Consider the following 13,052-nt stretch of genomic DNA (forward strand, 5'->3'; position numbering starts at 1 on the left):
TCTATTTTCAAATACCAATAAAAAAGCCGGATTCATCCCATTTCAGCGGATAGGTCGTTAAATCGCGGCACGACGAGTCGCAGGCCTTGCCGCTGCTTAGCGAAAACCGATAGTTGTGCCACGGGCAGATGATCTCACCCAGGTGGTTGACGTGTCCCTTGCTGAGCGATTCGCTGTTGTGTGTGCAGGCATCTTGCACGGCAAAAAATTTTCCGTTGTGCAGGGTGAGGCAAATGCGCTTGCCGTGCACAATGAGCAACTGCGGCTTGTGTTCTTTTAGTTGTGTGCGCGCGGCTTCATCGCCGGCAAACAATTTCACCCACTCCATAGACTTCAGGTTTGCTGCGTTGGCATTAATCTCTATATTGTTTTCACTGAACTCTTAACCGAAACACCTATGACGAAATTTTTTCTCAGCCTGGCCGGCGCTCTCCTTGCGCTTACAACGATTGCACAGGTCAATCCGAAGCTGCAAGCTAAAGTAGAAGAGCAGGCCAAGCAACTGGAGCCCAAACTTATTGAGTGGCGCCGCCACTTCCATCAATATCCCGAGCTGTCTGATCACGAAGTGAAAACCGCCGCCTATATCGCCGAGCATCTCAAAAAGCTGGGCATTGAAGTGCAAACCGGCGTGGCCCGCACCGGTGTGGTGGGTCTGTTGAAAGGACCCAAGCCCGGCCCTGTCATTGCCCTGCGCGCCGACATGGATGCGCTGCCCGTGACCGAGCGCAACAGCCTACCATTCGCCTCAAAAGAAAAAACCATTTTTAACGGACAGGAAACCGGCGTGATGCATGCCTGCGGGCACGACACCCACGTGGCCGTGTTGATGGCCGTGGCCGAAATTTTGTCGCAAAACAAAAGTGAACTGAAAGGCACTATCAAGTTCATCTTTCAGCCTGCCGAAGAAGGATCTGTTCCCGGCGAAACAGGCGGTGCCGACCTCATGGTGCGCGAAGGCGTGCTCGACAATCCGAAAGTGGATGTCATTTTCGGCATGCACATTCAATCCATTTCTCCCCTAGGAAAAATTACCTACCGGCCCGCCGGCATGATGGCTGCGTCCGACTGGTTCACCATCAAAGTGAAGGGACGTCAGTCGCACGGTGCGGCACCCTGGATGGGCATCGACCCCATTGTGGTGAGTGCGCAAATTGTGAATGGCCTTCAAACCATCATCAGCCGCCAGACCGATCTCACAAAAGAAGCAGCGGTAATCACCGTCGGAAAATTCCAGGCGGGTGTGCGCGAAAATATTATCCCGGAAGAAGCCGTTCTCTCCGGCACCATCCGCACACTGGATGTTGACATGCAAAAACTTATTCATGAAAAAATAAAACTCACGGCCACCAAAATTGCCGAGAGCGCCGGTGCCACCGCCGACGTGACCATCGAAAACAAAACACCCGTCACCTTCAACAACATTGCGCTTACGGAGAAGATGGTGGCCAGTCTTCAAAGAGCAGCGGGTGCGGCCAACGTGGCCAGCATTCATGCCGTGACCGGCGCCGAAGATTTTGGATTCTATCAACAGAAAATTCCGGGCTTCTTCTTTTTTGTGGGTGCTATGCCTCCCGACCAGGACCCTAACAAAGTGCCAGCCCACCACACTCCCGATTTCATGATCGACGAACGCGGCATGCTCACCGGGCTGAAAGCGATGTTGAATGTGACGCTCGACTATATGAATATGCCTGCGGCCAAGAAGTAGTTATTTGAGCAAATCATTCCCCTACAATCCATCTCTTGCTTTGACAGGAGATGGATTTTTTATTTTGCAATTGCAGGCTTTTGAAGGTCCAGTTGGTAGAAGGTGTCGCATGCAAAGTGGCCGGTGTTTCCCAGTGGCCCCGGAATTTTCAGGAAGCCGTTTCGTTCGTAGAGTTTCATGGCGCCCTTCATGGTGTTGAATGTTTCGAGGTAGCAATAGCGAAAGCCTACGGTCCGTGCTGCGTCGATGCAGGCCAGCAAAACATTCTGGCCCCAGCCCTGCCCGCGGCCCGCGGGAAGAAAATACATCTTCTTCAATTCGCATGTGTCGGCGTTTCCTCCGGCCAGCGGGGCAATGCCTCCGCCGCCCACCACGGCCTTGTTCGCCACACAAACAAAGTAGGCACAGCGGGGTTTCGAATAGGCCTCCGTCATGTTGTCTACTTCGGGATCGTGAATGGCAAAGCCTGCGCCGCCCGCACCAAACTCGGGCATTACCGTTCGGATAACCTTTGCCATAGCCACATCATCGTCGCGCCGTATGGGTCGTATTGCTATGTCTATCATTCGTGTAAAAATTAGTTTGAAAATATTCCTTTGCATTATCTTGGCCAAAAATAAGTCTCCATGTTTCGCCTAACCCTGTTCCTGCTGTTTGCAGCGTTCGCTGCAACCGGGCAATCTACGCTCGATAAACTCACCGTCGAAAAAATTATGCGCGACCCCAAGTGGATCGGCATCGCTCCCTCGGCCGTCAATTGGTCGCCCGACAGCAAAACAATCTACTTCAACTGGAATCCGGAAAATGCTCTGGCCGATTCCCTGTATTCCGTGACCCTCCAAAACCTGACACCCCACAAGACCTCGCGCGCCGAACGCATAAACCTGCCCGCCTTTGGTGGAAAGTTTAACAAGGGCAATACCCGCTATGCCTACGAAAAAAACGGCGACATCTTTTTGCTCACCGTGGCCACCGGCAAAACGATTCAGATTTCGAACACCGTGCAACGCGAATTTTCGCCCGTGTTCTCGGGCAACGAAAAAGAAATCCTGTTCAATGCCGGTCTCAACACCTTCAGCTGGTCTATTGAAACCGGCACTTTCACGCAACTCACCGACTTCAAAGAAGGAAAGAAGAACACGCCCACCTATACCGACCAGGACAAATGGCTGCGGCAAGATCAGCTTGCTTATTTCGAGGTGTTGAAAGAACGCGACACCAAACGCCAGCTCAATCTCAAAAATCAAAAAGCCCAGGAACCAAAGCGACCCAAGAAGATCTATCTCGACGACAAAACCGCCGACCTTGTGCAGGTGAGTCCCGATGGAAAATTTGTTACCTATCGCATCACCAAAGCCGCCAACCCAAAGAGCAGCATTGTTCCAAACTATGTGACAACGTCGGGGTTCACGGAAGATATTTTTGCGCGTCCAAAAGTAGGCGCGCCACTTAACGCTTCCGACTTCTACGTCTACAATGTTGCCGGAGACACTGTGCTTCAGGTGAAAATGGATGACCTGCCCGGATTGAAAGACACGTTGACCTTTGCAAAAGACTATCCCCAAAAAGAAAAAGACAAGGAAAGCGATAAGGAAAAGAAATCAAAGTCTGCCCCACAACGCGCGGTGAGCGTGGCAAACGTGAGCTGGTCTGACGATGGAAAACACTGCGTGGTGGTGATCAACTCGCTTGACTATAAAGACCGCTGGATCACATTGCTCGATCCGGCCACTCAAAAACTCACCGTGCTTTCGCGCGAACACGACGAAGCATGGATCAGCGGAACAGGCTTTGGCAATTTCGCTATGGGCTGGACGGTCGACAACCAGCTTTGGTTTGTGTCTGAAACGTCGGGCTATTTTCATTTGTACACGCTCGACGTCACTACCAAAACAAAAAAGGCGCTCACCTCCGGAGCCTTCGAAGTGCAGCAAGTAGTGCTCTCGGCTAACAAGAAATTTTTCTACCTCATCACCAACGAAGTTCACCCCGGCGAGAAACAACTCTATCGTCTTGCCGCCACCGGCGGAAAACCCGAACGCCTCACCTCGCTGGTGGGAGCCTACGAAATGTTTCTCTCGCCCGACGAAAAACAAATTGCATTGCGCTATTCCTATAGCAACAAGCCCTGGGAATTGTTTGTGATGGAAAACAAACCCGGTGCAAAACCACGTCAGATCACACAGTCGCTTAGCGCCGAATTTAAATCCTATCCTTGGCGCGACCCCGAGCTTGTGACCGTGAAGGCGCGCGATGCAAAAGACATTTATGCGCGACTCTACAAACCCAAGAATCCCAACGGTGCGGCTGTGGTGTTTGTGCACGGCGCGGGCTATCTTCAGAATGCACACAAATGGTGGAGCAGCTATTTCCGCGAATACATGTTTCACAACCTGCTCACCGACCTGGGCTATACCGTGCTCGACATGGACTATCGCGCTAGCGCAGGCTATGGCCGCGATTGGCGCACCGGCATCTATCGACACATGGGTGGAAAAGATCTTACAGACAATCTTGATGGTGCAAAGTTCCTCGTAGACCAGCACGGCGTCGATCCAAAACGGATTGGTGTCTACGGCGGGTCCTATGGCGGGTTCATCACCCTAATGGCCATGTTCACCACACCCGATGTGTTTGCCGCCGGAGCGGCATTGCGGCCGGTAACAGACTGGGCACACTACAATCAGCCCTACACCGGCAGCATTCTGAACCTGCCTCAAAACGACAGCCTGGCCTATGCAAAAAGTTCGCCCCTCTATCATGCCCAAGGGTTGAAAGGCTCGCTTCTCATTTGCCACGGCATGGTGGATGTGAACGTGCATTTTCAGGATGCCGTGCGCCTCACGCAACGGCTCATCGAGTTGGGCAAAGACAATTGGGAACTGGCCGTCTATCCGATGGAAGACCACGGCTTTGTGGAGCCCAGCAGCTGGAAAGACGAATACAAGCGCATTCTGAAATTGTTCGAAACAAATTTGAAGAAGCCCTAGTGTGCTAGCGCCGTGCCTCGCACACGTCGAGGTCTTGTTGCAACATCTTGTTTTCTGTGCGCGCTTTGTGAAGTTCTTTCGCCAGGGCGTCGCGGCTGCGCGTGATGAGAAAGATCTCGGCGATCAAGATTGTGATGAGTAAGATCACAACAACACGCAAAAGAGTTCGGGTAGATGTGGGGTTCATGTTTCGGGGTGCAGAAAATGCCGGAGGCCGACGCATCGTTCGGCAAGAGCAAGTATAAAGCGGACCACTGAAACAGGATTGCAGTGAAAAATGGGATCAAAAAATTTGAACGAGTGGCTTATCCAAACAGGAACTCCACGTCTTCGCGCGAAAGATTTTTCACGAAGCCCGAATCTTCCTGGATAAGATCGTCGGCCAGCATCTTTTTCCGTTCCTGCAACTGGAGAATTTTTTCCTCCACCGTGTCTTTGCAAATCATTTTATAGGCAAACACTTTGCGCGTCTGGCCAATGCGGTGTGCGCGGTCAATGGCCTGTTGCTCGGCCGCGGGGTTCCACCAGGGGTCAACGAGATAAACATAGTCGGCCACAGTGAGGTTGAGCCCCACACCGCCGGCTTTCAGCGAAATGAGGAAGGCTTTGATGTTGGTGTCTTGTGTGAACTTTTCAACCTCATCTTTCCGCTTGTTCAGCGGCGTGCTTCCGTCGAGGTAGCAATAGGTGATGCCCGACGCGTCAAATTCGTCGCGGATCAGGTGTAGCATTTCTGTGAATTGCGAGAAGATGAGGAACTTGTGATCGCCGGCGTTCTCGCGCATCTCGCGGGTGAGTTCTTCAATTTTCACCGAAGGTTTCACCACCGCGTCTTCCGTTTTTTCTACCAGCGCGGGGTGGTCGCAAATCTGTCTTAATCGCAGCAGACCTTCCAGCACATACATGCCCGATTTGCCCATGCCCTCTTCGTCTATTTTTTTCATCAACGCGCTCTTATAGCGATCGCGATAGTCGTTGTAGATGCGGCGTTGTTCGTTGTCCATCGTGCACCACTGCACCATCACGGTTTTGTCGGGAAGGTCTTTGGCCACCTGCTCTTTGGTGCGCCGCAGCGTGAACGGGTGAATCAGTTTCTTCAGGTGTTGCGTCTTCTCTTTGTTTCCTTGCTTGTCGATGGGTGTAGCAAACTCGCGGTTAAAAAATTCGCGCGAGCCCAGCAGCCCGGGGTTCAGGAAGTTGAACTGTGCAAAAAGATCGGACGTGTTGTTTTGAATGGGTGTTCCGCTCAGGATCACACGGTTCACCGCATGAAGCTGCACAATGGCTTTTGTGACACGAGCATCCGGGTTTTTGATAGCCTGACTTTCGTCGAGAATAACGTATTGCCAGAGAAACTCCTTCAGTTCTTCCAGGTCGTTGCGCACCACGCCATAGGTGGTCAACACAACATCGTAGTCTGCAAAATGTGTTTCGGTGAAGGTGCGTTGCAAACCATAGTGTGTATAGAATTTCAGCGACGGACAAAACTTCTGCAATTCGTTTTCCCAGTTAAAAATCAGCGACGTGGGACACACCACCAGTTGTGTGCTGCCAGGATATTTCTCTTTCACGTATTGCAGAAAGGAAATGGTTTGTAAGGTTTTTCCAAGCCCCATGTCGTCGGCCAAGCATCCACCCCAACCCAGCTCGTCAAGCGCCTGTAGCCAGTGAAAACCCGATTGCTGATAGGGACGCAGCGATGCTTTTATCTCCGTAGAAAGCGCTGTCTTCTGGATGTTGTCGTAGTCCAGCAGCTTGCGCTTGCGGGCTTCGATATCTTGCTGCACGGTTTTGTCGTCGATCTTGTCGAGGATGTCCTCCATCAGCGTATAGTGCAGCTTGCTCACACGCAACGTGCCGTTGTCTTCCGAACCTGTGCGCAGTAACAAACTATATTGTCCAATCCATTCTTCCGGAATGTGACCCAGCGTGCCGTCTTCCAGCATAATGGTGTCTTGCCGGTTCAAAATGGCGTGACGAATTTCTTTTAGGCTCACCAGGTGTTCGCCCCATTGAATGGTTACTTTCAGTTCGAACCAGTCGGGTTGCACACCCACGGCAATCGTAAACTTCGGAATTTGTGTGGTGTATCTGAACTTCTTTAGCTCGTGCAAGCCATGAACGCCATAGCCCTGGTCGGCCACCTTGCGCATCATGGTGATGAACCAGCCTCGCTTCATCACTTCGTCGAACGGCAGGTAATAGTAAGGATTGTTGCGTTGGTTCTTGAAAGAGTTGTGCAGCGTGCGCAGATACTCGTATAGTTTTTTCTCTTCGTCTTTGTTGCGCTGTATGATTTTGATGGCATCGCCTTCCTCTTTCACCAGATAGGGTTCTTCGCTATAATCCACGTCGGTTTCGTCGTACGAAAACTGCGGGCGGATCATGAGGTTGCTTTCGTTGAGCTCGCTCAGAAAAACGCCGGGCTGTTGTTCGAGCGATGTGATGGCGATGTTCAGCTTTTCGCTGATGGTCACATTATAGTGCTGCATCCACGGCGTGATGTATTTCAACACCACTTCTTTTTTTATCGACAGCGGGAAGATGAGCGGTCCTTTCTTGAACATGTCTATCCACGCCAGCATGCGCGCATCGGTGGGCAGATAGAGCAGGCCGTCTTTCTCGAGCATGAAGCCGCCCAGCAGGTTGATGTCGGCCACGCGTCCATCGAGGGTGAGCACGAGATTCAACACGATGCTGTCGCCTTTGCGATCGGCGGTGAAGCGAATGGCCACGTCTTTGCCAAGCTTCACAAATTGTTGTTGTGTGTTGTTGAAGCGACCGGCTTTGTGAATAAGCAAGTTGGGCCAGTCGTTCAATGCAGGCCAGAGTTTCTCCAACAGGTCGCGATAATGTTTGCGCAGGTTCAGCAGCTCCTTGGCCGACACGTGCGCCCACGATCCTGAATGATTGCGGAGAAAACGATTGCCGGTGTTGGTCATCCAATCCAAAAGATTGTTGTCCGAAAAAGCCAGGAAGTCTTTGTAGAGGCTGTCGCTCAGCGGCTGCAGGTTAGCGAGGGCAATGTCTGACTGAAGCGACACACGGCGATATTCCGTGCCCACGTTTCGTTTAAAGATCAACACAGGCTCCAGATCGAACCGTGTGGATTTGCCGGATGCGAAGTTGAATAAAAAACCGATTTCATAGTCAATCACGGTCCCCTTTGGCAAGGTGGGTCGGGCGGCCACTTTGGGCTTGGGCAATTCTTCGTCAAAAAGCATCCTGTCTGGTTCTTGCGCGCAAATATAACAATCTACCGTGTGGCGCAAGAACGAAAGGCTATTGCCTATGATTTTGGGCTGCCAAAGCTATTTTTATGCGTGCAATGGATGGAATATTTTTTCAGAGCAGATTGACAAATTTTTTTAACGGTGAATAATATTTTATGTGCAATGGTCTACGGCACAATCGTTGGAAAATTTAAAAACAAATTACCTCCAACGGTAGACCAGAAACGCCAGCAACCGATCGACTTTTGCCGGCCAAGTTAAATCGCACCACTGCACCAAATTTGCAGTGACAGGAAGAGTTGTTTCGTGAAATAAATTTATTGGTGTTTTTTACCGTAGAAGTTTTTTCATCGCGGCTTTGAAGCCGGGCCGTATAACATCTGCGGCAGCGTGCGCCTGGTTCTTCACCACCCATTTTCCATTCACCAACGTGCCCAGCAACGCGCCACTGTCGGCCGTGTAGAGCAGCGAAGGCAACAGGTGTTGCGGCAGACGTGCCAGAAACGGATTGGCAGCATCGAACACCACGGCGTCGAACGGCATTTGCAACGCAAAAAATTGTGATGCTGCATCCGTAGACATGGCGCGTCTTCCACCAGTGAGTGTTTTGGTGAACAGGGTTTGCGCGCCATCGTCAAATGTGTTGCGCTGGTGTGTGGTGAACCGTTGCGCATAGTCAAGCCAACGCAAATCTTCTAACGGGTTCAGACTGATGTGACTGTCGGTTCCGATCGAAAAATTGCCGCCAGCCTTCGCATAGTCTGTGAGCCTGAAAATGCCATCGCCCAGATTTCCTTCTGTGCCCGGACAAAGCACCGCGTGTGCACCCGAATTTGCCAACGCCGACATTTCAGCATCGGTCATGTGCGTGCAGTGCACAATGTGAAACCGATTGTTTACGGGAAGGTTGTCGGTGAGCCATTGCACCGGTCGTGTTTTCAGATAAGCTTCACAGTCGGCAACCTCTTTCAATTGCTCCGCGGCATGCAGGTGAAATGGAATATTGGTGGGGCCATCGCTGAACGTGGCAATCACATCGCGCGCTTCCACTGCGCGAAGCGAATGAACGCCAAAGCCCAGGCGCGCATCGTCATAGTTCAATACCGCGGCTGACGAGTCGTCGAGCAGGTGAAGGTAGTCGTCGAGGGTGCGCGAAATAAATCGTCGCTGGCGCGGCTGTGGATCTTCGCCAAAATTTCCCTTCTGATAAAACACTGGGACCAGTGTTATTTTTATGCCCGCCGTTTTTGCTGCAGCCACCAGACGTTCGCCTGTTTCTGCCCAGTTGGCATAGGGCTTTCCATCGGTATCGTGGTGCAGGTAGTGGAACTCTGCCACGCTGGTGTAGCCGCGGCGAAGCATTTCGGCATAGAGCATTGCAGCCACCGCTTCAATCTGGTCGGGATCGAGACTGAGCGCGCATTTATACATGGCTTCGCGCCAGCTCCAGAAATCGTCGCGTGTGCCGGGCGCGTGTTGTTCGGCCATGCCGGCCATGGCAAACTGAAATGCATGCGAATGTGCATTTTGAAAACCTGGAATGGCATAGCCACTCACGGCCTCATAGGCCACCACTTCGGCAGGAGGCTGGTTCGACAAATACTGCACGCATCCTTTTTCGTCAACGCCCACAAAGGCGGGAACAAGCCACTGGTTTTCCTGCAACAGGCCTTTGAATTTATAATACTTCATGATGTCCGTTTCGGTTGGAGCAATTCAACAAGGGCCATCAATGTTTTTTCCAACAGCGCGCGCATGGCGTTGGCCCGTGTTTCGTCGTAGAGGGTTTCGGTATCGTTCATGTAGCGGATCTTGCTCATCTCCAGTTGCAAGGCATATTGATGCTCCAACGGTTTGCCATAGTGCCGTGTGATGAATCCACCTTTAAAGGGAAAGTTGTGACTGAGTGAATACGGTCCCGATCCCAGTTGCCGATACGCCGTTTCGATAACCGCCGGTGCTGCCGAGGTGCCGTCTGCGTCGCCCAGAATGAGGTCGGGAAAATTTTCTTTATAGATCGTCTGAACGTATTGACGGATAGAATGGCAATCCCACAGCAACACTTTTCCAAAGGTTGTTTTCAGATCGTGCAGCTTTTGCTGAAGCTGATGGTGATAGGGCCAGTAATAGCTTTGCAGTCTGCGCTCTGTTTCTTCGGCCGTAACCTCGGTTCGTTTGTCGACATAAAGCGGTTCGCCCAAAAATGTGGTGGTGGGGCAAAGGCCGGTAATGATGCGGCCGTCGGTGTAGAGTGGTTTGCTTTGGGGGTCGCGGTTCAGGTCTATCACCCAACGGCTATACGTTGCAGTCACCAGGGTCATACCCAGGTGTGGTGCAAAGTCGTAGAGCTTGTTCACAAACCAGTCCGTGTCGTCGGGGGCGGTTGTGAGGTCCGCGTCGAATTGCCCTTTCAGTTCATCGGGAAATGCTGTGCCGCAATGGGGCACACTCACCAGAATGGGCACCGGCTCAACAGTCGGCGCATGTATCACATAGGGTTCCATGCTTTCTTTATCGGGTTAACAACAGCGCTTCATTTCTGTTTTGGTGGTGGAGCTCAGTCCTTCTTCCGTTTTTTCTTCTTTTTGGGTTGCTGCGCTGCGGCCGCTTCCTGTTTCACTTTTTCGACCATGGCCTGTGCTTCCAGCAAAGTTTGTTTTGCGCGCTGGTTGGCTTCCTCCACGGCTACGTTGGCTTTTCCCAATTGTTGCTGATAGTAGGTGGCGCGGTCGCCTGCATTGAGCTGCGATTTCAGTTTCATCACGCGGCGGTAGCTCTCGTCTATTCTCTCTTTTTTAATTTCGCCCTTCTCCACCATTTTGCGGATAATGCTGTGCACGGCATCTACGGTGCGTTGGTCGCTGCCCGATATGTTGTTGGAGAATGTCATGATGTCTACGCCGCCGTTAATGGCCAACCGAATCGCTTCTTCGAGCCCGTAGTGTTTTGTGATGGCGTGCATCTGCATGTCGTCGGTGAAGATCACGCCGCCGAACTTGAGTTTGTTTCGCAGCACACCGGTGAGGATGTCGGCCGAGAGTGTGCCGGGGTTGCCGGCTTTGTCGAGCTTCCGGTTCACAATGTGCGAGGTCATCACGGCGTCGGCATAGCCCGAGTCGATCAGCACCTGGTAAGGTTTCAGCTCACGCTCTTCCCACGTGTTGGTCACGTCGGCAATGCCCAGGTGTGTGTCGTCTTTCGAGCTTCCGTGGCCGGGAAAATGTTTCAGCGATGTGAGCACGCCATAGCGATGGTGCGCCTTGATGTATTCTTTCGCGAGCAGCGCCACCGAGTCTTCGTTGGCCGAAAACGCTCTACCAAATTTTGCAATGATCGGGTTGTTCGGATTCGACGCCAGATCCACCACCGGTGCAAAGTTCACGTTTATGCCCAGACCAGCCAAGGTCGACGCGGTAGCCTCGCCATAGAAACGCACCGAGTCAAGCGTAGGCGACTTGCCCATGGCCGCCGCAGTGATGGAACGGGGGAAACCGTATTTATCTTTCAACCGATTCACACGTCCTCCCTCCTGGTCGATGCCCACAAACAAGGGTATGGGTGCTGCGTGTTGATAGGTCCACACAATTTTTTTGAGGTCGACAAATGAATTTTTTGCGGGAATGTTTTTCTCAAACAGAATGATGGAACCCACCATGCCGCGTTTCACTTCGTCAAGCACTTTGGCATCTACCGCCGGACCCGGAAAGCCGATAAGGATCATTTGCCCGATCTTCACATCCAGGCTGTCGAGGGCTTGCGCCGATGCCGTGAAATTTTTTGTCAGCAACAGCAGCGCTGTCAGTGCGATTTTGAAAAAGTGTGCTTTAATAGTTCTCATAGATTAGATTCAAAAGGGTCTGCATGTTTTTCCGGATCTCGTTCGAGGCCACGGTATAGTTACTGTTCATGAACGAAAACACAACGGTCTTTCCACGTTTCGTCACCAAAAAGCCGCTCAGGCAATGGTTGTTGCTCAACGAGCCGGTCTTTCCAAAAACATAGGGCTTGTCGGCTTTATACCAATTGCGCAGGGTTCCGGGTTTGCCGCCCGTCACCAGCAAGGGGAAAAGACGTTCGCGTGGCACCCGGGCATAGATTTTTTCCCAAAGCTTCACTACCGACCGCGGCGTGAACAGATTGTAGCGCGACAGGCCCGAGCCGTCAACCCATTCGGGCACGTCGGGCAGGTCGTTCAGCAAGTTTTTTTTCATGTGGCGAATGGCGATTTCGGGCTGCAGGCTATCGCTCAGCACGCCCGCACTCATCAGCAAGAGCTGTTCTGCAATAAAATTGTCGCTTTCCTGCATCATCACACGGTAAGCACTGTCTACCGGCATGTTGTAGATCGTTTTTGCGTCCTTTGAAAGCGATTTGTCTATTCTTTTCACGCTTCGTTTCAAGGTGTCGGCCAGCAATTGCGTGGCGATGTCAGCATCTACGTGAAATGGAATATCGTCTACAAATTTTTTAGAATTCGCCGGATAGAACGTGAAATCGTTGTTTTCGGGCTTTCGGGTTAACCGCGGATTGGCTTCCGGCTGCCCCACGTTCACGTTGTTTCTGAAAAAACGGGGTGCAATCGCTGCTTTGTCTCCCTGCGCCACCAACGACGCGATGTTGCCATAAATGGGAAACGGCGAGCGTTCCGGCGAATACGAGCTGTTGAAGTCGTCCCACGCCCAGCCCGGGCCAAAGGCCGTGGTGTTATAGTTTGAAGCCGAGAAATAGAGCTTTGCCGTGCGGGAAGCAAGAAAAGAAAAGATGCGGCCATTGTTGAACACATTCTTGTAAAGAAAAGTAGGGTCGCCTGTTCCCCAGAATATCAGTGAATCGCCGTGTTCAACATAACGCAGCCCGGGCAGCGAATCGCCCAGCACGTTCAGGGCCGTGAAGAAGGTGAAGATCTTTGTGTTGGAAGCGGGTGTGAAATATTTGGCTTCGTTGTAGGCATAGATCGTTTTCTTGTCCTGAAGATCATAGAGCATGAAGCCCGTATGGTCTTGAAATTTCGCTTCCGTTGCCCGAAGCATCTTGTTGAGCTTGCGCGGCGCAATGGGCGAGCAGGAAAAAAAGAGTTCCGAACAAAAAACGAAGGCCAGCCACCAGAATTTTCGCATG

General features: G+C 51.9%; 10 protein-coding genes. 2 read left to right on the plus strand and 8 right to left on the minus strand.

Going from position 1 to position 13,052, the window contains the following annotated elements; all coding sequences use genetic code 11:
- Positions 1 to 7: 7 nt before the first annotated feature.
- The gene (locus tag JI741_RS10935) at positions 8 to 328 is read right to left on the minus strand and encodes a Rieske (2Fe-2S) protein (protein ID WP_202009170.1); all 321 of its coding nucleotides are present in this window, start codon (positions 326 to 328) and stop codon (positions 8 to 10) included.
- 69 nt (positions 329 to 397) lie between these two features.
- Between JI741_RS10935 and JI741_RS10940 the strand changes: the two genes are divergently transcribed.
- The gene (locus JI741_RS10940) at positions 398 to 1,711 is read left to right on the plus strand and encodes an amidohydrolase (RefSeq protein ID WP_202009172.1); all 1,314 of its coding nucleotides are present in this window, start codon (positions 398 to 400) and stop codon (positions 1,709 to 1,711) included.
- 59 nt (positions 1,712 to 1,770) lie between these two features.
- Here JI741_RS10940 and JI741_RS10945 read toward each other — a convergent pair whose 3' ends face one another.
- Positions 1,771 to 2,277, minus strand: coding sequence for a GNAT family N-acetyltransferase (locus tag JI741_RS10945; protein ID WP_202009174.1), 507 nt, complete (start codon positions 2,275 to 2,277; stop codon positions 1,771 to 1,773).
- A gap of 60 nt (positions 2,278 to 2,337) precedes the next feature.
- Between JI741_RS10945 and JI741_RS10950 the strand changes: the two genes are divergently transcribed.
- The gene (locus tag JI741_RS10950; protein ID WP_202009176.1) at positions 2,338 to 4,701 is read left to right on the plus strand and encodes a S9 family peptidase; all 2,364 of its coding nucleotides are present in this window, start codon (positions 2,338 to 2,340) and stop codon (positions 4,699 to 4,701) included.
- 4 nt (positions 4,702 to 4,705) lie between these two features.
- Here the strand turns inward: JI741_RS10950 and JI741_RS32495 are convergent, their stop codons facing one another.
- The 6 genes from JI741_RS32495 to JI741_RS10975 form a co-directional block, all read right to left on the minus strand.
- On the minus strand, positions 4,706 to 4,849 hold the full coding sequence (locus tag JI741_RS32495; RefSeq protein ID WP_236675998.1) for a hypothetical protein: 144 nt from the start codon (positions 4,847 to 4,849) through the stop codon (positions 4,706 to 4,708).
- A gap of 157 nt (positions 4,850 to 5,006) precedes the next feature.
- Positions 5,007 to 7,925: a DEAD/DEAH box helicase gene (locus JI741_RS10955; protein ID WP_202009178.1), complete on the minus strand. Its 2,919-nt coding sequence runs from the start codon at positions 7,923 to 7,925 to the stop codon at positions 5,007 to 5,009.
- Between the two features lie 339 nt (positions 7,926 to 8,264).
- A complete protein-coding gene (gene hutF, locus JI741_RS10960) occupies positions 8,265 to 9,626 on the minus strand; it encodes a formimidoylglutamate deiminase (RefSeq protein WP_202009180.1) in 1,362 nt (453 codons plus the stop codon).
- Positions 9,623 to 10,438, minus strand: coding sequence for an N-formylglutamate amidohydrolase (locus JI741_RS10965; protein WP_202009182.1), 816 nt, complete (start codon positions 10,436 to 10,438; stop codon positions 9,623 to 9,625). The genes hutF and JI741_RS10965 overlap by 4 nt, the downstream gene beginning before the upstream one ends.
- 53 nt (positions 10,439 to 10,491) lie before the next feature.
- Positions 10,492 to 11,772: a glycoside hydrolase family 3 protein gene (locus JI741_RS10970; RefSeq protein WP_202009184.1), complete on the minus strand. Its 1,281-nt coding sequence runs from the start codon at positions 11,770 to 11,772 to the stop codon at positions 10,492 to 10,494.
- The gene (locus JI741_RS10975) at positions 11,759 to 13,051 is read right to left on the minus strand and encodes a D-alanyl-D-alanine carboxypeptidase/D-alanyl-D-alanine-endopeptidase (protein WP_202009186.1); all 1,293 of its coding nucleotides are present in this window, start codon (positions 13,049 to 13,051) and stop codon (positions 11,759 to 11,761) included. Before JI741_RS10975 ends, JI741_RS10970 begins: the two co-directional genes overlap by 14 nt.
- Position 13,052: the final 1 nt, after the last annotated feature.

It is taken from the genome of Chryseolinea lacunae (genome assembly GCF_016735595.1).
In the GTDB taxonomy this organism is placed as follows: domain Bacteria; phylum Bacteroidota; class Bacteroidia; order Cytophagales; family Cyclobacteriaceae; genus Chryseolinea; species Chryseolinea lacunae.